This window comes from Bradyrhizobium sp. (assembly GCF_035484855.1).
Taxonomy (GTDB): domain Bacteria; phylum Pseudomonadota; class Alphaproteobacteria; order Rhizobiales; family Xanthobacteraceae; genus Bradyrhizobium.
The window spans coordinates 17,841-38,297 of the sequence record NZ_DATHOP010000054.1 but is presented as its reverse complement, the minus strand read 5'-3'; the positions used below and the strand labels follow the sequence as shown (position 1 = coordinate 38,297).

Here is a 20,457-nt window from a genome sequence, read left to right as displayed (position 1 = left end):
TTAGCCCTTATGCGCCCGCACCCGCTTGATCATCTGCTCGACATGGGCGATCGGGGTTTCCGGCTGGATGCCGTGGCCGAGGTTGAAGATCAGCCGGCCCTTGCCGTAATTCGCCAGCACGTCATCGACCGCCTGGTCGAGCGCGGCGCCGCCTGCGATCAGCGCCAGCGGATCGAGATTGCCCTGCACCGCGACCTTGGCCTGCACGCGCTCGCGGATCAGCGAGGGCTCGGCGGCCCAGTCGATGCTGACGGCATCGACGCCGGTCGCCTGCACATAGTCAGGCAGCTGCGCGCCGGCGCCCCTGGGGAAGCCGATGATCCTGGCATCGGGCGCCTTCGCGCGCACGCCCTCGACGATGCGCCGGGTCGGCTCGATCGACCATCGCAAAAATTCGCGCGGCGGCAATATGCCGGCCCAGGTGTCGAAAATCTGCAGCACGTCGGCGCCCGCCGCCAATTGCCCGAGCAGATAGCGGACGGAATTCCGCACCAGCACGTCGATGATTTTCGAAAACGCCTCGGGGTGGGCATAAGCCATCATCCGCGCCGGCGCCTGGTCCGGCGTGCCTTGCCCCGCCACCATGTAGGTGGCAACCGTCCACGGTGCGCCACAGAAGCCGATCAGCGCGATTTTGGGATCGAGCTCGCGGCGCACGCGGCGCAGCGCTTCATAGACCGGCTCGAGTTTGCCGAAGTCGGCCTGCGCCGCCAGCGTCTCGACCTTCGCCGGCGTATCCAGCGGATCGAGCCGCGGGCCTTCGCCGGCCTCGAACCGCACCTCGCGACCGAGCGCGTAGGGAATGACGAGAATATCGGAGAAGATGATCGCAGCGTCGAAATTGAAGCGGCGGATCGGCTGCAGCGTGACTTCGGCGGCGAATTCCGGGGTGAAGCAGAGCTCGAGAAAGCCGCCCGCTTTGGCGCGCAGCTCGCGATATTCCGGCAAATAACGGCCGGCCTGTCGCATCATCCAGATCGGCGGTACCGGCATTCGATCGCCGGCCAGCACGCGCAGCAGGGGTTTGGTGGGATCGGTTGGGGTCAAGCGCTTGAGTCCGCGAGGGCGATCGAGGGGCGAGGGTCGCTCCTGATACACTGCGGATACGGGCTTGGCCAAGCCACGATCGCCCCCGCTGCCTGCCATCTCGCAGGCAGCGGGCGGCGAAACGTTGCTTTCCGTCGCGATGTCGCGACAATTGGACCTTGAGCGCACAGTCCTCCGGCCCGGCGATTAGGTCCGGCGGTCGCCCCAAATTGGAATTCCAAACGGGCTGGGGTCGGAATTTGTCTTTGGAGCGCCGCGAGTTTGCCTCATCGATGAGGGTGCAGTCTCACCGACACGATAGTCGACCCCAAGCTGCCGCCATTGTCTGTGCGTTATTGGTCATAACCTGAAAGATTGCTGTTCAAACCCGTTTGCCCGCTGGCGTGCATAACCGCGCCGATGGAACGGCTCCGGGCCATTCGCGGGGAACCTCCGGTTTGTCGGCGCGTTGACCCACCCTGGAGGCGAACATGGCTGAAAAATTCGATCCTGCGGCGCATGACAAGCATGCCGACGATCCCCGACAGGCCGCGAAGGCCGATCTGGAAACTCACGCCAGGCTGGAGGCCGGCCTGATCGACACGTTTCCGGCATCCGATCCCGTGAGCGCGGCGCAGCCGGCGCCCTCGAAGCCTCGTCGCGAGCGGACGCCCGAATGAGTCAGGAGTTCAACCATGCCGCCAACGACTCGCCGCGGAGCGGGAGTTCGAAGCATTTCACGCCCGTGGTATGGGCCATGATCGTACTGGCCATCGTCGCAGTGGCGATATGGTTTGCAGTGAAATCGTAAGCATCCTTGATTCGGCCGTCGAGGTTCCCGTAACACTACGGCACGGGTTGCATGGTTTTGACGACGTTTTCTCATATTAACTTCAGGGATAAATAAGGTGTCCATGGGATTGTCCGTCATTCGGAGAATTTCGCGAGATGGACGCCGCCCCTCACAAAGCCGGCCTGATGCGTCTGCCTTTTCGGGCCGCGCTGTTCATTGCGCTGGTTTGCGTTACCATTCTCGGGTTGAGCGGCTTGCGCGAGTGGAACACGCGGGCTGCCACGCTGAAGGCCTCGGAGGTGGAACTCGCCAACCTCGCGCGGTCGTTGATCCAGCACGCCGAAGACAGTTTCGACTTGCTGGATGCCAGCATCCTTGGCGCCGTCGGCCGCCTCGAGACCGATGGAGCCACGCCTGCGACGCTTGCCAAGCTGCAGGACATTTTCGTGGCGCGGAAGGCGGCGTCGAACCGGGTCAGCGGGTTTGCGATCGTCGACGACAATGGCAACTGGCTGGCGTCGTCGGGCGCGCGCGGGCAAAGCCTCGACGACCGTGAATTTTTCCGCCACCACCTGCAATCGACCGATCCGGGTGCATTTATCGGACGTCCGGTCAAGAGCCTGACCGGCGAATGGGTCATGACCGTGTCGCGGCGATTCAATCACCGCGACGGCAGCTTTGCCGGCGTCGTGATCGCGACCATCGGCGCTCCCTACTTCGCGAAATTCTACGGCCAGTTCGACATCGGCGCGAGCGGCAGCATCACCTTGCTCTCTACCGACGGGATCGCTCTGGCGCGCCGTCCCGACGACGGCTTCGTCGGACGCGACCTGTCGGATGGGCCCTTCTTCAAGAGCGTTACCTCCGGCGTGTCTTCGGGCACGGATTATTTCCGATCGAACCTCGATGGTTTGCAGCGGGTGGGCTCCTACCAGCAAAGCAGCCGCTATCCCTTTATGGTTCTGGCCAGCAAAACCGAGGATGAGGTGCTCGCGCAATGGCGTCACGCTGCCCTCACGCGCTTGATGTTTGTAACGGGCCTAGTCACGCTGATTGCGGTGATGGGGCTCTACCTCGTGCGGCAGTTGCTGCAGGGACAGCGCATGGCGGCCGCTCTCGCCGCCAAGGAAGCCAATTTCCGCGTGCTGGCGGAAGGATCGAGCGACATGGTGACCCGCGTCGGACGGGATGAGCGGGTCACCTACGCTTCGCCCTCGTCGGCTCGTGTCCTGGGCTGGGATCCAGAGCAGTTGGTCGGAACGTCGGCGCTGGCCGGCGTCAACCCGGAGGATTTGCCGCGGGTCGAGCAAGCCGTCGCGGCGTTGAAGCGCGGCGAGGCCGAGGAAGCGCGCATCGCCTACCGCACCCGCCATCGGGATAAATCCGAAATCTGGGTAGAGTCCACGCTGCGCGTCACGCGGACGGTCGATGGCGAGGTCGACGGCGTTGTCGGCATCACCCGCGATGTCACGCAACAAAAGGATCTGGAAGAAAAACTGGAGACGCTGGCCACGGAAGATGGCCTCACCGGCCTTGCCAATCGCCGCCGCTTCGACGAGCGGTTGCTGGAGGAATCGGGCAGGGCCCATCGCGAGCGCAGGCCGTTGGCGCTGTTGATGATCGATCTCGATCATTTCAAGGAGTTCAACGACGAGTACGGACACCTCGCCGGCGACGACTGTCTGCGCACCGTCGCCGGCATATTGGCCAGGCAGGCCAAGCGTACCACCGACCTTGCGGCGCGATATGGCGGCGAGGAATTCGCCGTGCTGTTGCCGGATACGGATGCCGCGGGCTGCGAACGGATCGGGCAAGGCATTCTGCGGGAGATCAGGAAGGTGGCAATGCCTCACCGCCTGAATCCTCCTTCCGGGCTGGTGACTGCGAGCATTGGCGGAGCGGTTGTGCGCTCCGGCGCCGACAAGTCGGCGGACCAGGCGTCGCTGATTGCGGCGGCCGACCGGGCGCTGTATGCCGCGAAGAATGGCGGCCGCGACCGGTTGGTGATGGCGGTGAGGCCGTTGCAGCTGCTGGATAGATCTCTCGTGGGATGAGACGCATCATTCCGGGGCGCGCGTTAGCGCGAACCTCAGATGTGCAATTGCACATCGGGGAATCTCGAGATTCCGGGTCTGGTCCTTCGGACCATCCCGGAATGACGAGATCGGCCGCTAATAGTGCGGCGGCGGCTCGTCGGCGGCGCCTGGCGCTTGCGTCTCGGTTTCGCGCAGCCGTTCGCTCAAGGCCGCGAGCTGGCGCGTCAGCGCTTCGATCGTGCGCCATTGCTCGGTGATGGCCTTGTTCAATGTCTCGATGGCATCATCCTGGAACATCGCGCGTGCCTCGAGCGCGTCGATGCGATCGCTCAAGGTTTTCGTCTCACTCATTGATCGCTTTCCGTTTGGCGTTCCCGCAGGCCGTGGCCGAGCGCGATGCGCTCGTCGAACACAAAACATTCGCCGCGCCAGCGGCTCTCTCCTTGCGGAATGCCTTCCAGATATTTCAGGATGCCGCCCTTGAGGTGATAGACCTCGGCAAAGCCGCGCGCGAGCAGATAGCTGGAGGCCTTTTCGCAGCGGATGCCGCCGGTGCAGTACATCGCGATCCGCCGGTGCTTTGCCGGATCGAGATGGCGCGCGGCAAAATCCCTGAACTGCCCGAAACACCCGATGCCGGGATCGACCGCGCCGGGAAACGTGCCCATCGCCACCTCGAAGGCGTTGCGGGTGTCGATGACCAGCGTATCGGGAGCCGCGATCAGATCGTTCCAGTCGGCGGGGTCGACATAGATGCCGACCTGCCGGGTCGGATCGGCGGCCTCATCGCCGAGGGTGACGATCTCCCTCTTGAGACGGACTTTCAGGCGCCGAAACGGCATCGCTTGCGCCTGCGAAAATTTCAGTTCGAGACGGTCGAGCCGGCCGCCGAACAGGCCGCCACAGCCCAGCGCATCGATCAATCCGGCGATGGCCTCCGGGCTGCCCGCGAGCGTGCCGTTGATGCCCTCACGGGCGAGCAGCACGCTGCCCTTCAGCCCGAGGCCGGCGCAGACGGCGCGCAGCGGCTCGCGCAATTCGCGGAAATCCGGCAGCGCGGCGAACTGGTAGAAGGTGGCGACCTCGCAGGGCATGGCGGTGGTCTATCAGCAGGGGGTCGCCGGGGAAAGCCGGGGCGGTCTGGAGGGTTCGAGCTATGCGCCCCCGCCATTGCTTATCCCAGCATGAATATGCCATGTAAATTCAGACCCGAAAAACAACGATATCGCGACAAAGTGAGCCAATCTTCATGAGGAATTTCCATCTCGCCGGCCGCTCCACGGTCCACGCCCAGAATGCGATGGTGGCGACCTCGCATCCGCTGGCCGCGCTGACCGCGGTCGAAGTGATGCGCGCCGGTGGCACCGCGGTCGATGCCGCCATCGCGGCGTGCGCGCTGCTCGGCGTGATCGAGCCGCAATCCACCGGGATCGGCGGCGACTGCTTTGCGCTGGTGCAGCCGAAGGGCGAGGGCAAGATCGTGGCCTACAACGGCTCCGGCCGGGCGCCGAAGGCGGCTGCGGCCGAATGGTATCTCGATCGCAATATGCACGCGATCCCGCTGACCTCGGCGCATGCGGTTTCGATTCCAGGCTCCGTCGACGCCTGGTCGATCATCCTGCGCGATCACGGCAAGTTCGGGCTCGATACCCTGCTGCAGCCGGCGATCAAGGCCGCGGAAGAGGGCTATGTAGTGACGCCCCGCACCGCCTTCGACTGGAAGAACCAGTTCGAGAAGCTGAAGAAAGGCACCAACACCGGACGCTATCTGCTGCCGCAGGGCAAGCCCGTGGTCGCCGGCGACGTCATCCATCAGCCCGAACTCGGCAAGACGCTGCGGGCGATCGCCAAGGACGGCCGCGATGCGTTCTACTATGGCGCCATCGCCGAGGACATGGTCGAGACCCTGCGCAGCATCGGCGGCCTGCACACGCTGGAGGATTTTGCCGAACACACCACCGAGACCACCGCGCCGATCGGCACCCTCTATGAGGGTCACGACGTCTGGCAGTGCCCACCGAACGGTCCGGGCATCACCATGCTGGTGATGCTGAACATCCTGTCGCGCTTCGATCTGAAGAAATTCGCTCCGATGAGCGTCGAGCGATTCCATCTCGAAGCCGAGGTCGCGCGGATCGCCTACATGATGCGCGAGCAGCACATCGGCGATCCCGCCCAGGTCAATGTTGACGTCGCCAGGATCCTGACGGAGGAATTCGCCGAGGAATACGGCAGCAAGATCCGGATGGACCGGATGCTCGACCTGCCCGCCGTGACGCCGCCGATGAATCCGTCGACGGTCTACATCACCGTGGTCGACCGCGACCGCAACGTCTGTTCCTTCATCAACTCGATCGCGCATGCCTTCGGCTCGGCGATCGTCTCCAACAACACAGGCATCCTGCTGCAAAACCGCGGCGGCGGTTTCCGGATCCAGCCCGGCCATCCCAATTGTATCGCGCCCGGCAAGCGCCCGCTGCACACCATCATTCCCTCTCTCGTCACCAAAGGCGGACGCGCGCAAATGCCGTTCGGCGTGATGGGCGGGCAGTACCAGCCGGTCGGCCAGGTCCATGTGCTGACCAACATGCTCGACTATGGCTGCGACGTGCAGGAGGCGATCGACATGCCGCGCGGGCTGCATTACGAGGGCGTCTACCAGCTCGAGGACGGCGTGCCCGCGTCCATCGTGGAGGGCCTGCAAAAACTCGGGCACAAGACCACACGCGTGGTCGGGCCGCTCGGCGGCGGCCAGGCGATCTGGATCGACTGGGACAAGGGCACGCTGACCGCCGGTTCCGATCCGCGCAAGGACGGCTGCGCGCTGGGCTATTGAGGCGGCAGCAAGCAAGGGAACTTGTCGCCGTTCCATCAGTAAAAATTTACAATGGAAGCTGACGGTGGATTGCCCGGCTTCGCGTGGCCTCGGAACCGGTCCTCCTCCTCCCCGTTAGGACGGTGAGGCGCGCAGGCGTGCGCGTCGCTCTGATCCCGCGGCGGAGGCCGTCATGACCGACAACACCGACTCCCCGACTACGTCCGAATTCGACCGGCGCAGCTTCATCCTGATGGCCGGCGCCGCGGGGACGGCGATGGTTCCGCTCACCGCAAGGGCCGCCGGAACGCCGGCGGAGGCGGCCGCCGCGCCGGATGCATCGGCGCCTGTCAATGTGACGCTTCGCGTCAATGGCGCGAGCCAGTCGATTAGCATCGATCCACGGACCACGCTGCTCGATGCGCTGCGCGAGCATATCGGTCTGACCGGCAGCAAGAAAGGCTGCGACCACGGCCAATGCGGCGCCTGCACGGTGCTGATCGACGGAAGGCGAGTGGTGTCGTGCCTGACATTGGCACTTGCTGCCGAGGGCCAGCAGATCCTCACCATCGAGGGTCTCGCCAAGAACGGTAAGCTGCACCCGATGCAGCAGGCCTTCATCGATCAGGATGCGTTCCAGTGCGGTTACTGCACGCCGGGACAGATCGTGTCGGCGGTGGCCTGCGTGACCGAGGGGCATGCCAACAGCGACGACAATATCCGCGAATATATGAGCGGCAACATCTGCCGCTGCGCCGCCTATCCGAACATTGTCGCGGCGGTAAAGCAGGCCGCCCCCGCGATCCTGTCCGACCAGCAGAAAGGCTAGCCCCATGCGACCTTTTGCATATCAGAGGGCAACCGACCCGTCGTCCGCGGTGCAGGCGCTGGCGGCCGCAGCGCCCGCCAACGATCCCCTGACGGTCGCCGCGATCCAGCCGCTCGCGGGCGGCACCACGCTGGTCGACCTGATGAAGCTCGATGTGATGCGCCCATCGACGCTGGTCGACATCAATCCGCTGGCGGGTATGTGGTCGGCGATCGATGCCGGCGGCGGAAACCTGCGGCTCGGTGCGCTGGCGCGGATGTCGGACGTCGCCGCCAATCCGGACGTGCAGCGCAACTATCCCGTCGTCGCCGATTCACTCAAGCTCGCCGCGAGCCCGCAGCTGCGCAACATGGCCACCCTGGGCGGCAACGTCCTGCAGCGCACCCGCTGCACTTATTTCCGCGACGTCAGCTTCAGCAATTGCAACAAGCGCATTCCCGGATCCGGCTGCGCCGCACTCGATGGCGCCAACCGCAGCCATGCGGTGCTCGGCACATCCGAGCAGTGCATTGCCACCTATCCCGGCGATTTCGCGCAAGCCCTGATCGCGCTCGATGCCGCGGTTGAAATCACCGGAAAATCCGGTGTTCGCAGCCTGCCGTTCGACCAGCTGCACAAGCAACCGGGAAACTCTCCGCAAATCGAAACCATCCTCGCGCCAGGCGAATTGATCTCCGCCTTCCGCATTCCCGGGCAATGGCCGCGCTCGGTCTACTTGAAGGCGCGCGACCGGCAGTCCTATGAATTCGCGCTGGCCTCAGCCGCGGTCGCGCTCGACGTCCAGGACGGCATCGTGCGCGACGCGCGCGTGGCGCTCGGCGGCGTTGCAACCGTGCCATGGCGCGCGCGTGAGGCGGAGGCACTGCTGAAAGGCCGGAAATTTGACGAAAACCTCGCGAGCCGCGCCGCCGAGGCGGCGTTTGCGGGCGGCAAGCCGAGGCGGCACAACGCATTCAAGATCGCGCTGGGCCAGCGCGTGGTGGCGCGCGCGCTGCACCAGGCCGCAGCGATGGAGGTTTGACCATGTCGATTGCCGCTCCCGAGCCGAAAGCCAATATGGGCCAGCCCGTGCCGCGCTACGATGCCGTCGCCAAGGTGACCGGCAAGGCGGAATACGCCGCGGACACGCGGCTGAACCGTCCGGCCTATGCCTATCTCGTCACCAGTTCGATCGCCAGGGGCCGCATCGACGGCTTTGATCTGGCGGCGGCCAGACAAGTCCGCGGCCTGATCGACATCGTGACCCACGAAAATGCCGAGAAACTGAAAGAAGCAAAACTGTTCAGCAACGGCGGTTACACTTCCTCCACCATCCAGCCGTTGAAATCGGCCGAGATCGCGCAGGACGGCCAGATCATCGCCGTGGTGCTCGCGGAAAGTTTCGAGGCCGCGCGCGAGGCGGCGCATCGGGTCAGCGTGAATTATACCGCGGCGCCCGCGACCACGACCTTCGATTCGGCGGGCACGACCACGGGGCGCGCAAAGGGTCAGCTCGCCCAGTTCAAGGAAGACCCGAAGGTCGGCGATTTCGCGAGGGCGTTCGACGAAGCCGAGGTGAAGGTGACGGCCAGTTACGAGACGCCGCCGCAGCACCACAATCCGATGGAGTTGTTCGCCACCAGTTGCGTGTGGAACGGCGACAGCCTGACGATCTATGAGCCGAGCCAGTATGTTTACGGCCTCAAGAACGGCGTCGCCGAACAGCTCGGGATCGAGCCTGACAACGTCAGGGTGATCAACCCCTATGTCGGCGGCGCCTTCGGCTCGAAGGGCTCGATGACGCCGCGCACCGCGATCATCGCCAGCATCGCCCGCCGCCTCGGCCGTTCCGTCAAACTGGTCGCCACCCGCGATCAGGGGTTCACCATTGCGACCTATCGTGCCGAGACCCGGCATGAAATCCAGCTCGGCGCCGGCCGTGACGGCAAGCTGGTCGCGCTGCGCCACGAAGGCGCCGAAATCTCCTCGCGCGCCGACGCCTACGCCGTCGGCGGGACCAAGACCACCACGCGGCTCTACGCCTGCCCGAACGTCGAAAGCATGGTGTCGATCGTCCGCGCCGACCGCAACACGCCCGGCTTCATGCGCTCGCCGCCGGAAGTGCCCTACATGTTCGCGCTCGAAAGCGCGATGGACGAGCTTGCCGTCAAGCTCGACATGGACCCGATCGAGTTGCGCCGCGTCAATGACACGATGAAGGAGCCGATCGGCGGCAAGCTTTATACGTCGCGCTCGCTGATGGCCTGTTTCGACGCCGGCGCGAAAACCTTCGGCTGGGCGAATCGCAGTGCCCGGCCGAGGTCGATGGTTTCGGGCGACTGGCTGATCGGCTATGGCTGCGCCACCGCCTGTTATCCGACCCAGATGGCGCCGGCGGCGGCGCGCGTCCGCCTGCAGCGCGACGGCCGCACCCGCGTCGAGATCGCCGGCCACGAGATCGGCAACGGCGCCTACACCGTGATCGCGCAAGCCGCGGCCGAGAAACTCGGCGTGCCGCTCGAAAAGGTTGCGGTGTTCATCGGCGACAGCGACCTGCCGCCCGCGCCGGTCGCCGGCGGCTCCAACTCGACCGCGAGCACATGCTCGGCCGTGATGATGGTCTGCGATCAGGTCAGGCAGCGCCTGTTCAAGGCGTTGATGCCGAACGAAAGCCTGGTCGACAAGGCCAAGGAGACCGTCGGCATGGGCCAGACGCCAAGCACGCAGGCCGCCAAAAGCGACCGCCCGCTCGACCTCGACCAGGCGTTCGATGCGCTCGGCGTCAGCGTCGTCGAGGAATATGGCGAGTGGAAGCCCGACGGCGCACCGATGGATTCGTTCCGCGCCATGCAAAAGGGCCAGATGCGCATGGTCGGCGGCGACCAGTTCGGCAAGAATATCGCCTACGCCTTCGGCGCCGAATTCGTCGAGGTCGGGATCAACCGGTGGACCCACGAGATCCGGGTGCCGCGGCTGGTCGGCGCCTTTGCCGCCGGCCACATCATGAACCCGCGCACCGCGCGCAGCCAGCTGATGGGCGGCCTGATCTGGGGGATGTCGGCCGCCTTGCACGAGGCGACCGAGCTCGATGAGCGCTATGCGCGCTATGTCAACAAGAATCTCGCCGACTATCTGGTGCCGGTGAACGCGGACGTTCCGAGCGTCGAGGTGATCCTGCTGTCGGAGGAGGATGATCGCGTCAATCCGGCCGGGGTCAAGGGCCTCGGCGAACTCGGCAATGTCGGCACCAATGCGGCGGTCTGCAACGCGATCTTCCACGCCACCGGCCAGCGGATTCGCACGCTGCCGGTGCGGCTGGAAAACCTGGAAATCTAGCAACAGGAAGAGTGAGAACAGTAAAATGTCAGCTGATCCCAAACCCTCGCGACGATCCATCGACGGCGCCGCCGGCAGAGCGGCCGTGGATGCGGCCGCCATGCTCGCTTCCACGAGTGCCAACGGAAATTTGCCGGGGAGTGAAGAGGCTGTGCTGCAGGACCCGACCGCGAGATATCCAAAACCTCCCTACAAGCGACAATCGCAGCCATGGCCCGGACTGGCGAGCAAGATGGATCCGCGGCCCGATCACGGCGAGCAGAGCTATCGCGGCTCCGGCCGGCTCGCCGGCCGCAAGGCGCTGATCACCGGCGGCGATTCCGGCATGGGCCGGGCGGCTGCGATCGCCTATGCGCGCGAAGGCGCCGACGTCGCGATCAACTATTTTCCGACCGAAGAGCCGGATGCCGCGGAAGTCATCGACCTGATCAGGGCGGCGGGACGGGTCGGTCTCGCCATCCCCGGCGATCTCAGGGATGAAAAATTCTGCCGGCAGCTGGTCGAACGCGCGGTGCAAGGTCTCGGCGGCTTGGACATCGTGGTCAGCAACGCCGGTCGGCAGCAGACCCGCGCCTCCATCCTCGATATCAGCAGCGAGGATTTCGATGCCACGATAAAGACCAACATCTACGCGCCGTTCTGGATTATCAAGGCGGCCCTGCCGCATCTCAAGCCAGGTTCGGTGATCATCGGAACCGCCTCCGAGCAGGCCTATGATCCCTCGCCTGATCTCTATGACTATGCGCAGACCAAGGCCGCGACCATGAACTACGTCAAGTCGCTGGCCAAGCAGCTTGCGCCGAAGGGCATCCGCGTCAACGCCGTGGCGCCCGGACCGATCTGGACGCCGCTGCAGGTTTCCGGCGGCGCCACGATGGAGAAGCTGGAAAAATTCGGCGGCCACACGCCGCTCGGCCGCCCCGGCCAGCCGGCGGAACTGGGTTCCATCTACGTCCAGCTCGCGGCGGCGGATGCGAGCTATGCCACCGGTCAGGTCTACGGTTCGGCGGGCGGGTCGGGTCAGCCGTGACGGCGACCATCATCTGTCGCGCGGGAACTCCGACGTTCGAGAAATGTTGACCCGCAGGCCCGCTTTCGGGCGTTGACATTTTGAATGGAGGAGAGACGTGGGACTGCTTTCGAAAAACTTCATCGTGAATGCCTCGATGGTCGCGGTGGGCGGCCTTCTGCTGGCGGGTCCGGTGCTCGCGCAGTCGGTCGGCGAAAAGACCGGCGTCAATTCGACGCTCGGCATCGCCCCCAGTACCGCCGACTTCGTCAAGGAAGTAGCGATTTCCGACATGTTCGAAATCGATTCCAGCAAGCTCGCCCAGGACAAGGGCAATACGCTGGAAAGACCTTTGCCTCGCAGATGGTGACCGACCACACCAAGACCTCGACCGAGCTCAAGGGCCTCGTCTCGAGCGGCAAGGTCAAGGCGGATTTGCCTGACGCACTTGACAGTTCGCACCAGAAGCAGCTCGACAAGCTCAAGAGCGAGAGCGGCAAGGACTTCAGTTCGGACTTTGACGCCGACCAGGTCAGTGGCCACAAGGACGCGGTGTCGCTGTTCGAGCGTTATGCCAAGAGCGGCGACAATCCTGACCTGAAGGATTGGGCCGGCAAAACCCTTCCGGCGCTCAGGCATCATCTGGAAATGGCGCAGAACCTGAAGAAAAAGAGTGGCGGGTCAACTTAGGAGACATTGGACGACGCATGTCGGGCAGGCGGCGGGACATCCCGCCGCCTTCCTTGTGGTGGTGGTCTATGCCCTGCTGTGGCTGTTCTTCGACCGCGCCAGCTTCGACTGGAACGCGATCGCGACGCTGGCGGTGTTCATGATGACGCTGTTCATCCAGCGCGCCAACCGGCGCGACAATCTGGCGCTGCATGCCAAGCTCGACGAATTATTGCGGGTCGATCATGCGGCGCGTTCGGAACTCACCCAGCTCGACGAGCAGGAACCCGAGGCCATCGTGCGCCATCGCGACGAGGAAGTACGCAAGGCCGGCGCCTGAACCGGATTGGTCGTGCAGCCGACCAATCGCATCGGCAGTGATTGCCTCAATTTTCTGCATCCCAATCAGGCTATTAGCGGGAACGAACGCCGCACTGACGGCTTATTTCGCATCATTTGTGTTTGACGATTCCCAACAGGAGATAGGACGTGGAAATTCGGGCAGGGTACGACATTGCGTTTCAGTGTTTTCAGGAAACCCCGATGGTGCTGATGCTCAGCATCGAGCCGGCGCGGGTGAAGGATTTGCTGGGCGAGCACCGGATTTGGTTTTCGCCCGAGCTTGAGGCGCGGGACTATGTCGACCTGTTCGGCAACACCTGCACGCGGATCGTCGCGCCGCCCGGCCTGGTCGAGATTCGCAACGAGTTTCTGATCTCCGACAGCGGTCTGGCGGACGAAGTCGCGCCCGATGCGCGGCAGCTGGAGGTCGGCGAACTGCCGGACGACGTTCTGATCTATCTGCTGGGCAGCCGCTATTGCGACACTGAAAAGCTTTCGAACCTCGCCTGGTCGCTGTTCGGCGGCACCGCGCCGGGTTGGCGGCGGGTGCAGGCGATCTGCGATTATGCCCATGACCGGATCTGCTTCGGCTATCATCACGCGCGCGCCGACCGCACCGCCTCCGAAGGCCATCAGGAGCGCATCGGCGTCTGCCGCGACTTCGCGCACCTGGCGGTGGCGCTGTGCCGCTGCATGAACATCCCGGCGCGCTACTGCACCGGCTATCTCGGCGATATCGGCGTGCCCATCGACCCGGCGCCGATGGATTTCAGCGCCTGGTTCGAGGTCTATCTGGACGGACGCTGGTTCACCTTCGACGCCCGTCACAACCATCCGAGAATCGGCCGCATCGTGATGGCGCGCGGCCGCGATGCCGCCGATGTCGCGATCTCGACCAATTTCGGCGCGGTGCAATTGGTGAGATTTTCGGTGATCACCGAGGAAGTGGCACCGGCGGGCGTACGGGTCTCCAGGGCCGCCTGAGCGCTGTCATTCCGGGGCGATGCCAACGGGTCCGCGCAAAGCGCGGCCCGATGACAGGCTCCGCATCGAACCCGGAATCTCGAGATTCCGGGTCTGGTCCTTCGGACCATCCCGGAATGACGGCGCGTTTTGACGGTCTGGCCTCGCGGCCCTCCTTGCGCTAGACACCCTCCCGATCCGAAACGGAAGGTGCCCCAAGATGCGACACATCCAGCGCGTGATAATCTCGATGGTAGCGGCAATGTTCGTTGCTGCGGCTTTGGTACCTTCCACAGCAGCGGCCCAGACCGCGGGGAAAACCATGACCACAGCTTCAGGCCTGCAGATCATCGACACTACCGTCGGCACCGGCGCCTCGCCAAAACCCGGCCAGACCTGCGTCATGCATTATACCGGCTGGCTCTACGAGGACGGCAAGAAGGGCAAGAAATTCGATTCTTCCGTCGACCGCAACGAGCCGTTCGAATTTCCGATCGGGCAACATCGCGTGATCGCCGGCTGGGACGAAGGCGTCGCCACCATGAAGGTCGGCGGCAAGCGAACCCTGATCATTCCGCCGGCGCTCGGCTACGGCGCCCGCGGCGCCGGCGGGGCTATTCCACCCAACGCCACGCTGATGTTCGACGTCGAATTGCTGGCGGTGAAGTAGGCGGAGAGGGAGGGTTTCGTGAAGATTTCCATCCTCGACGATTATTTCGACACCGTGCGGACGCTGAAATGCTTCGGCAAGCTCGCCGGACATGATGTCAAAATCTGGAACGACCATGTCCAGGACGTCGATGGGCTGGCGGAGCGGTTGGGCGACACCGAAGCGCTGGTGCTGATCCGGGAGCGCACGCAAATCCGCGCGCCGCTGCTGGAGCGCTTGCCGAAGCTGAAACTGATCAGCCAGCGTAGCGTCTATCCGCACATCGATATCGACGCCTGCACCAAACTCGGCATCGTGGTGTCGTCGGATCAGCACGCCGACACGCCTTCTTATGCGACAGCCGAATTCACCTGGGCACTGGTACTCGCCGCCGCGCGTTCGATACCGCAGCAGGTGGCGTCGCTGAAGGCGGGCCAATGGCAGATCGGCGTCGGCCAGACGCTGCGCGGCAAAACGCTCGGCATCTACGGCTACGGCCGGATTGGAGCTGTGGTTGCCGGATACGGCAACGCGTTCGGCATGCAGGTCCTGGTGTGGGCGCGCGATCAGGCCTTGGCGAAAGCGCGTGCCGACGGCTACGCGACCGCGGCCAGCAAGGCGGAATTCTTCGAACAATGCGACGTGCTCTCGCTGCATATGCGCCTGGTCCCGGCCACCCGCGGCATCGTCACCGCAGACGATCTGGCGCGCATGAAACCAACCGCCATCCTGGTCAATACCAGCCGCGCGCCGCTGATCGCGCCGAACGCGCTGGTGAACGCGCTGCACGCCGGACGGCCCGGCATGGCGGCGGTGGATGTTTTCGAAAAGGAGCCGCTGCGCGATCCCGGCGATCCGCTGCTCCTGATGCGCAATGTCGTCGCCACCCCGCATATCGGCTACGTCACGCGTGACGAATACGAGCTGCAATTCACCGATATTTTCGACCAGATTGTCGCCTATGCGGCGGGCACGCCGACCAATGTCGTCAATCCCGATGTGATGGGGAAAAGGCGGTAGTCCAATTCGTCATGGCCGGGCTTGTCCCGGCCATCCACGTCTTCATTGCCCGCTGGAAAGAAAGACGTGGATGCCCGGGACGAGCCCGGGCATGATGATGAAAGAGCGGCGCCCGACTTACACAAAAAGGACCGGCCCTTTCGGACCGGTCCTTTCCGTTCAAATATCGTTCAGCGGGAATCAGAGATTCTTGTTCGCCGCCGCGGCCGCCTTGTTGACGGCGTCCTTGGTGGCCTGCTTGGCATCGCCGACGGCCTTCTGGCCCTTGCCCTTGATTTCCTGCACCGCGCCTTCGCCCTGCAGGCGGTCGGAACCGACGGCTTCGCCGACGCCCTGCTTGGCCTTGCCGATGGCTTCGTTGGTGGCGCCTTTAACCTTGTCTGCCGTTGCACCCATGGGAACTCTCCTTTGCTGTCAAGCTTCGTAGAGACAAGTCCCGCCTGCGTGAAATGTTCCCCGTTCCGTCTGGCCTGCGATCACGGTTTTCTGTACCGTCCGCGGCGACAGATTTGGCGGAAAGCAACGCAATGACAGGCCCCCACGACCATACCCACTCCGATCATTCCCACGACCACGGTGACGCCGAGCGCTGGAAGCATGACGGCGTCCGCGTCATTCCCGGCAACCAGCTCGATCCCAACGTGCCCTCGACGCCGGGGATGGACCGCAAGGCCGCGATCAATTTCGCCCGCGTCGGCGCGCAGAAATTGTGGGCCGGCACCGTGACCATCAGGCCCGACGCCAAGACCGGCGCGCATCATCACGGCCATCTCGAAAGCATCATCTATGTGGTGAAGGGAAGAGCGCGGATGCGTTGGGGCGAGCAGCTGCAGTTCACCGCCGAAGCCGGCCCCGGCGATTTCATCTTCATTCCGCCCTACGTGCCGCATCAGGAGATCAACGCCAGCCGCGACGAGGTCTTGGAATGCGTGCTGGTGCGCAGCGACGGCCAGGCGGTCGCGATCAATCTCGACATCGAGCCGGTGGAGAAGCCGGAGACGGTGCTGTGGGTCGATCCCGTGCACCGCGATCCGGCGGAGGTGAAATAGGGTCTCATCGTCATTCCGGGTTCGGTGCTTCGCACCGCCCCGGAATGACGAAACAATAACGGGAGAGAAACATGACAAAACTCGATGACGCCTTACCGCGTCGCGCGGTCATCAGGGGCGCCGGACTTGGCCTCATGGCCGGCGCGCTATCCACGCCGGTTGCCCAGGCCGAGACCTCCGAATCCGGCGAAATCTGGAGCAGCGAGTACTGGGCCAGGAAGGGCGACATTCCCCTGTGGATGTTTCGCAAGCGGGTGGGGGCGCCGAAACCGGGCGAGCCGCCACGGCCGGTGATCTTCTTCGTGCATGGCTCCTCGGTCTCGTCGCGGGTCTTCGACCTCAATGTACCCGGACACGGCGAATATTCCGTCATGAACGAATTCGCCCGCTACGGGTTCGATTGCTGGACCATGGATCATGAGAACTACGGCAAGTCGGGGCGCACCTCCGGCAATGCCGATATCGCCAGCGGGGTTGAGGATCTGAAGGCCGCGGCCGAAATCGTCGCGAGGGAAACCGGTCGCCAAAAGTATCATTTCCTCGGCGAATCCTCCGGCGCGCTGCGCGCCGGGGCCTATGCCATGGCCGCACCCGAGCGGATCGACCGGCTGGTGTTCGCCGCCTTCACCTACAAGGGCGAGGGCTCGCCGACATTGACCAAGCGCGCCGAGCAGCTTGCCTATTATCGCTCCCACAACATGCGCAAGCGCGACCGCGACATGATCCGCTCGATCGCGACCCGCGACAAGCCCGGCACCAGCGACCAGGCCGCGGTCGAGGCGTTGGCGGATGCCGAGATGCAGTTCGGCGACCAGGTGCCGACCGGGACCTATCTCGACATGACCGCCAATCTGCCGGTGGTGAAGCCCGACAAGGTGCTCGCCCCGGTGTTGCTGGTGCGCGGCGAATATGACGGCATCGCTACCGTCGCCGACCTCGAGGAGTTTTTCAATCTGTTGCCGAACGGCGACCGCCAGTTCGTGATCCTGCCGGGCACCGCGCATTCGGTGACGCTCGCCACCAACCGGGAATTGTTCTGGCACGTGACGCGGTCGTTCCTCACGATGCCGGCACCGATCGCGACGTAATGCCCGTGTCATTCCGGGGCGCGTCGAAGACGCGAACTACGATGTGCAATTGCACATCTGAGAATCTCGAGATTCCGGGTTCGCACTGACGTGCGCCCCGGAATGACGGCTGAAAAATACGAGCGGGCTGTCGGCATCGCCTGGCCCCATTCGTCCTCCGGCCGATCGCTCATAAAGGGAACCCACCCATGTCCAAAATCTCCCCCTGCCTGTGGTTCGGCGGCGAAGCCGAGGAGGCGGCCAACTTCTACGTTTCGCTGCTGCCGGATTCGCGGATCGAAAAGGTGCAGAGGAACCCGGTCGACAGTCGCAGCGGCAAGGCCGGCACCGTGCTGGTGGTGGAATTCACCCTCGCCGGCCAGCGTTTCATGGCGCTCAACGGCGGCATGCGGTTTGAGTACACCCATGCGGTCTCGTTCAAGATCGATTGCGCCGACCAGGCCGAGGTCGATCGTCTCTGGGATGCGCTGACCGCCAATGGCGGGCAGGCCGAGGGCTGCGGCTGGCTCAGGGATCGCTTCGGCGTCTATTGGCAGATCGTGCCGACGGCGCTGCCGAAATATCTCGGCGGCGCGGACGGCGCCGGCGCGCAACGGGCCATGCAGGCCTTGCTGGGCATGGTCAAGATCGACATCGAGGGCCTCAGGCGGGCCTATGAGGGCGCCTGAAACGGGCCATCGCGCTCAGCGCGCCAGACCGCTGATGACAGCATGACGATCAGGCAGAGCGCGGCATAGGCGATAAGCGAGGCGGCCACCAGCGCCGATAGCCCCGTCATGCCCGCGCCGAAAGTGCCGACCGCGATCCAGCCGAGGCCTGCCGCGACAACGATGCGCGCCGCGGAGGCGACGAACGGCCAGAACACATGGCCCGCGCCCTGCGCGGCAAAGGCGACCACAAAACCAAATCCCAGCGCGCCATAGGCGGGCGCCACGATCCGCAGATAAGTCGCGCCTTCGCGCAGCACATCCGGATCATGGCTGAACAGACGCAGCCAGAGCAGCGGAAACGCCGCCACGGCCAAACCGATGCTGCCCGTCAACGCCAGTCCGACCAGCCCGCCGGTCCAGCCGATCTTCCGGGCGCGGGCCACATCTCCAGCGCCGATGTTGACGCCAACCATGGTCAGCACCGACGTGCTGACGCCGAACAATAGCGGGATCATGACATAGTCGAGCCGCGAGGCGATGCCGTAGGCCGCGAGCGCGCCGGTGCCGAACAGGCCGACCGCGCCGGTGACGAGAATCACGGTCAGGTTGGTCAGCACGGTGTTGATGGCGGTGGGAATGCCGACCTTGAGGATGTCGCCGAACAGGTTTCCGCGCAGCGGCACGATCCGGAACGTCAGCCCGGCGCGGCCCGAGGCCATGTAGCGCAGCAACACCAGCATCGCCGCGCCATAATAGACCGCGAACGCTATTCCGGCGCCGCCGATGCCAAGGCGCGGAACAGGTCCTAGACCGAAGATCAGGATCGGCGAGGCCGGGATCAGCACCAGCGCGCCGACCAGCGTTACCATGGCGGGCACCCTGACATTGCCCGAGCCGCGCAATGCGGCCGCCTGCAGGTTGACGATCCACACCGGGATCGCGCCGGCGAACAGGTAATTGGAATATTTCAACGCGGCATCGAGCGCCTCGTCGCGGCCGCCGAGGGCGCGGTACAATATCGGTCCGCCCCAAATGGTGCCGATCGAAAACAGCGCGCCGACGATGACGGCAAGGATGATGGCGTGGAAGACCAGTGCGTCGGCGTCGTCCCTGCGGCCGGCGCCGACCGCGCGCGCCACGGCCGAGGCAACGCCGCTGCCGAGGCCGCCATTCGACATCATCGTCATCAGCATGAAGACGGGAAAAACCATCGCGACGCCCGCCAGCGCATCGGTGCCGAGGAAGCCGACATAATAGGCTTCCGCGATGTTGACCGCGGTCTGCGCCAGCAGCACCGTCATGGTCGGCAACGCCAGTTTCAGCAGGGTAGCGAGGATGGGGCCGGTCAGGAGCGCCGCGCGGGCGGCATCGGCGTGCGATAGCGTGCGCGTTTCGCTCGATGGCTCGGCGGCGGACCTGGTGCGATGTTCCGCGGCCGTCGCAGCGATCGCCCGTGCCGCGGGCGAGATAGCCGCCCGTTTCAATTGCATGTTCATGTTCTGGTCCGCGGCGATTTATATTGAATTACAATCATAATGCATTATTATGACCATAATGCAATGGGCGACCCGCCTCGGGGTTGCGTGGGAGCTATGCGCCGGGACGCGACAGGAAGGCAAAATGCGCTACCAAAAAGGACACAAGGATACGACCCGCCAGCACATCATCGATGTGGCCTCCGGCCAATTCCGCGAAAACGGCGTCGCGGCGGTGGGCCTTGCCGGCATCATGAGCGGCGCCGGCCTGACCAATGGCGCCTTCTACGCCCATTTCGATTCCAAGGAAGATCTGGTGCAGGCGGTGCTTCGCAACGCGCTGAGCCGCCGCGAGGGCGCGCTTCGCACGGCGCTGGAGTCGGGCGCCGGGCTGGAAGCTGTGATCCGCGACTATCTTTCCGCACGCCACCGCGACGGTGCCGGCCGCGGTTGTCCGACCGCCGCCTTGGTCGCGGAGATCGCGCGCCATCCGAACAAGACGCGCGATGCGTTCACGGCAAAGATATCGGAAATCATCGCGCTGCTCGCCGCGCAAATCCGCGATCGTTCGGCCGCCGGACGTCGCCGCAAGGCGGTCGCGATCTACGGCATGATGGTGGGCACGCTTCAGCTCGCGCGCGCCGTCAACGACAGGCGGTTGTCGGACGAAATCCTGGAAGGCGGCGTGACCGCGGCGCTCACCCTGGCCGGCGAGCGATGACGCGGCCG

The 20,457-nt window shown here is 64.5% G+C and carries 20 protein-coding genes and 1 pseudogene; 16 read left to right on the top strand and 5 right to left on the bottom strand.

Going from position 1 to position 20,457, the window contains the following annotated elements; genetic code table 11:
* Positions 1–1,047 (bottom strand): uroporphyrinogen decarboxylase, encoded by a 1,047-nt coding sequence (hemE, locus tag VK804_RS07025; RefSeq protein ID WP_325369275.1) that lies wholly within the window; start codon positions 1,045–1,047, stop codon positions 1–3.
* 470 nt (positions 1,048–1,517) lie between these two features.
* On the opposite strand from hemE, the gene VK804_RS07020 reads away from it, so the two are divergent.
* Positions 1,518–1,706, top strand: a complete 189-nt coding sequence (locus tag VK804_RS07020) for a hypothetical protein (RefSeq protein WP_325369273.1) — start codon at positions 1,518–1,520, stop codon at positions 1,704–1,706.
* 268 nt (positions 1,707–1,974) lie between these two features.
* On the top strand, positions 1,975–3,873 hold the full coding sequence (locus VK804_RS07015) for a diguanylate cyclase (protein ID WP_325369271.1): 1,899 nt from the start codon (positions 1,975–1,977) through the stop codon (positions 3,871–3,873).
* 117 nt (positions 3,874–3,990) lie between these two features.
* Here the strand turns inward: VK804_RS07015 and VK804_RS07010 are convergent, their stop codons facing one another.
* Together VK804_RS07010 and VK804_RS07005 are read right to left on the bottom strand one after the other, a co-directional pair.
* Positions 3,991–4,206: a SlyX family protein gene (locus VK804_RS07010; RefSeq protein ID WP_325369269.1), complete on the bottom strand. Its 216-nt coding sequence runs from the start codon at positions 4,204–4,206 to the stop codon at positions 3,991–3,993.
* Positions 4,203–4,949 carry a rhodanese-related sulfurtransferase gene (locus tag VK804_RS07005; RefSeq protein WP_325369267.1) on the bottom strand — a complete coding sequence of 249 codons (747 nt, stop codon included), beginning with the start codon at positions 4,947–4,949 and terminating at the stop codon, positions 4,203–4,205. Before VK804_RS07005 ends, VK804_RS07010 begins: the two co-directional genes overlap by 4 nt.
* Positions 4,950–5,104: 155 nt before the next feature.
* Between VK804_RS07005 and ggt the strand changes: the two genes are divergently transcribed.
* From ggt to VK804_RS06955, 10 genes and pseudogenes are all read left to right on the top strand, one after another.
* Positions 5,105–6,691 carry a gamma-glutamyltransferase gene (ggt, locus tag VK804_RS07000; RefSeq protein ID WP_325369265.1) on the top strand — a complete coding sequence of 529 codons (1,587 nt, stop codon included), beginning with the start codon at positions 5,105–5,107 and terminating at the stop codon, positions 6,689–6,691.
* 172 nt (positions 6,692–6,863) lie between these two features.
* Entirely contained in the window at positions 6,864–7,499 is a 636-nt protein-coding gene (locus VK804_RS06995; protein WP_325369263.1) for a (2Fe-2S)-binding protein, read from the top strand.
* 4 nt (positions 7,500–7,503) lie between these two features.
* Positions 7,504–8,520, top strand: a complete 1,017-nt coding sequence (locus tag VK804_RS06990) for a xanthine dehydrogenase family protein subunit M (protein ID WP_325369261.1) — start codon at positions 7,504–7,506, stop codon at positions 8,518–8,520.
* A 2-nt stretch (positions 8,521–8,522) separates the two neighbouring features.
* Positions 8,523–10,814, top strand: a complete 2,292-nt coding sequence (locus VK804_RS06985; RefSeq protein WP_325369259.1) for a xanthine dehydrogenase family protein molybdopterin-binding subunit — start codon at positions 8,523–8,525, stop codon at positions 10,812–10,814.
* A 100-nt stretch (positions 10,815–10,914) separates the two neighbouring features.
* Positions 10,915–11,844 carry an SDR family oxidoreductase gene (locus VK804_RS06980; protein ID WP_414642731.1) on the top strand — a complete coding sequence of 310 codons (930 nt, stop codon included), beginning with the start codon at positions 10,915–10,917 and terminating at the stop codon, positions 11,842–11,844.
* Positions 11,845–11,980: 136 nt separating this feature from the next.
* Positions 11,981–12,513 (top strand): annotated as a pseudogene (locus VK804_RS06975) (DUF4142 domain-containing protein).
* Complete coding sequence (locus VK804_RS06970; protein ID WP_325369255.1) at positions 12,497–12,832, top strand: low affinity iron permease family protein; 336 nt, start codon at positions 12,497–12,499, stop codon at positions 12,830–12,832. Before VK804_RS06975 ends, VK804_RS06970 begins: the two are co-directional and overlap by 17 nt.
* A 149-nt stretch (positions 12,833–12,981) precedes the next feature.
* Positions 12,982–13,818, top strand: a complete 837-nt coding sequence (locus VK804_RS06965) for a transglutaminase family protein (RefSeq protein ID WP_325369253.1) — start codon at positions 12,982–12,984, stop codon at positions 13,816–13,818.
* Between the two features lie 199 nt (positions 13,819–14,017).
* Positions 14,018–14,467 (top strand): FKBP-type peptidyl-prolyl cis-trans isomerase, encoded by a 450-nt coding sequence (locus tag VK804_RS06960; RefSeq protein ID WP_325369251.1) that lies wholly within the window; start codon positions 14,018–14,020, stop codon positions 14,465–14,467.
* A gap of 18 nt (positions 14,468–14,485) precedes the next feature.
* Positions 14,486–15,466 (top strand): D-2-hydroxyacid dehydrogenase family protein, encoded by a 981-nt coding sequence (locus VK804_RS06955; RefSeq protein ID WP_325369249.1) that lies wholly within the window; start codon positions 14,486–14,488, stop codon positions 15,464–15,466.
* A gap of 180 nt (positions 15,467–15,646) precedes the next feature.
* On the opposite strand, the gene VK804_RS06950 is transcribed toward VK804_RS06955, so the two are convergent.
* The gene (locus VK804_RS06950; RefSeq protein ID WP_325369247.1) at positions 15,647–15,862 is read right to left on the bottom strand and encodes a CsbD family protein; all 216 of its coding nucleotides are present in this window, start codon (positions 15,860–15,862) and stop codon (positions 15,647–15,649) included.
* Positions 15,863–15,993: 131 nt separating this feature from the next.
* Here VK804_RS06950 and VK804_RS06945 point away from each other — a divergent pair, with 131 nt between their 5' ends.
* The 3 genes from VK804_RS06945 (at position 15,994) to VK804_RS06935 (ending at position 18,271) form a co-directional block, all read left to right on the top strand.
* Positions 15,994–16,515, top strand: a complete 522-nt coding sequence (locus VK804_RS06945) for a cupin domain-containing protein (RefSeq protein WP_325369245.1) — start codon at positions 15,994–15,996, stop codon at positions 16,513–16,515.
* 71 nt (positions 16,516–16,586) lie between these two features.
* A complete protein-coding gene (locus VK804_RS06940) occupies positions 16,587–17,603 on the top strand; it encodes an alpha/beta hydrolase (RefSeq protein WP_325369243.1) in 1,017 nt (338 codons plus the stop codon).
* 188 nt (positions 17,604–17,791) lie between these two features.
* Positions 17,792–18,271 carry a VOC family protein gene (locus tag VK804_RS06935; RefSeq protein WP_325369241.1) on the top strand — a complete coding sequence of 160 codons (480 nt, stop codon included), beginning with the start codon at positions 17,792–17,794 and terminating at the stop codon, positions 18,269–18,271.
* Here VK804_RS06935 and VK804_RS06930 read toward each other — a convergent pair.
* Positions 18,256–19,749: an MATE family efflux transporter gene (locus tag VK804_RS06930; RefSeq protein ID WP_325369239.1), complete on the bottom strand. Its 1,494-nt coding sequence runs from the start codon at positions 19,747–19,749 to the stop codon at positions 18,256–18,258. The genes VK804_RS06935 and VK804_RS06930 overlap by 16 nt on opposite strands.
* 124 nt (positions 19,750–19,873) lie before the next feature.
* Between VK804_RS06930 and VK804_RS06925 the strand changes: the two genes are divergently transcribed.
* Positions 19,874–20,449, top strand: coding sequence for a TetR/AcrR family transcriptional regulator (locus VK804_RS06925; protein WP_325369237.1), 576 nt, complete (start codon positions 19,874–19,876; stop codon positions 20,447–20,449).
* Positions 20,450–20,457 lie beyond the last annotated feature (8 nt).

Excerpts from the sequence above, each read along its gene's own strand:
- VK804_RS06985 (WP_325369259.1), top strand. The coding sequence starts at position 8,523 with ATGTCGATTGCCGCTCCCGAGCCGAAAGCCAATATGGGCCAGCCCGTG.
- ggt (WP_325369265.1), top strand. The coding sequence starts at position 5,105 with ATGAGGAATTTCCATCTCGCCGGCCGCTCCACGGTCCACGCCCAGAAT.
- VK804_RS06935 (WP_325369241.1), top strand. The coding sequence starts at position 17,792 with ATGTCCAAAATCTCCCCCTGCCTGTGGTTCGGCGGCGAAGCCGAGGAG.
- VK804_RS06925 (WP_325369237.1), top strand. The coding sequence starts at position 19,874 with ATGCGCTACCAAAAAGGACACAAGGATACGACCCGCCAGCACATCATC.
- VK804_RS06995 (WP_325369263.1), top strand. The coding sequence starts at position 6,864 with ATGACCGACAACACCGACTCCCCGACTACGTCCGAATTCGACCGGCGC.
- VK804_RS07010 (WP_325369269.1), bottom strand. The coding sequence starts at position 4,206 with ATGAGTGAGACGAAAACCTTGAGCGATCGCATCGACGCGCTCGAGGCA.
- VK804_RS06930 (WP_325369239.1), bottom strand. The coding sequence starts at position 19,749 with ATGAACATGCAATTGAAACGGGCGGCTATCTCGCCCGCGGCACGGGCG.
- VK804_RS06990 (WP_325369261.1), top strand. The coding sequence starts at position 7,504 with ATGCGACCTTTTGCATATCAGAGGGCAACCGACCCGTCGTCCGCGGTG.
- VK804_RS06940 (WP_325369243.1), top strand. The coding sequence starts at position 16,587 with ATGACAAAACTCGATGACGCCTTACCGCGTCGCGCGGTCATCAGGGGC.
- VK804_RS06960 (WP_325369251.1), top strand. The coding sequence starts at position 14,018 with ATGCGACACATCCAGCGCGTGATAATCTCGATGGTAGCGGCAATGTTC.
- VK804_RS07020 (WP_325369273.1), top strand. The coding sequence starts at position 1,518 with ATGGCTGAAAAATTCGATCCTGCGGCGCATGACAAGCATGCCGACGAT.
- VK804_RS06980 (WP_414642731.1), top strand. The coding sequence starts at position 10,915 with ATGCTCGCTTCCACGAGTGCCAACGGAAATTTGCCGGGGAGTGAAGAG.
- VK804_RS07015 (WP_325369271.1), top strand. The coding sequence starts at position 1,975 with ATGGACGCCGCCCCTCACAAAGCCGGCCTGATGCGTCTGCCTTTTCGG.
- VK804_RS07005 (WP_325369267.1), bottom strand. The coding sequence starts at position 4,949 with ATGCCCTGCGAGGTCGCCACCTTCTACCAGTTCGCCGCGCTGCCGGAT.
- VK804_RS06945 (WP_325369245.1), top strand. The coding sequence starts at position 15,994 with ATGACAGGCCCCCACGACCATACCCACTCCGATCATTCCCACGACCAC.
- VK804_RS06950 (WP_325369247.1), bottom strand. The coding sequence starts at position 15,862 with ATGGGTGCAACGGCAGACAAGGTTAAAGGCGCCACCAACGAAGCCATC.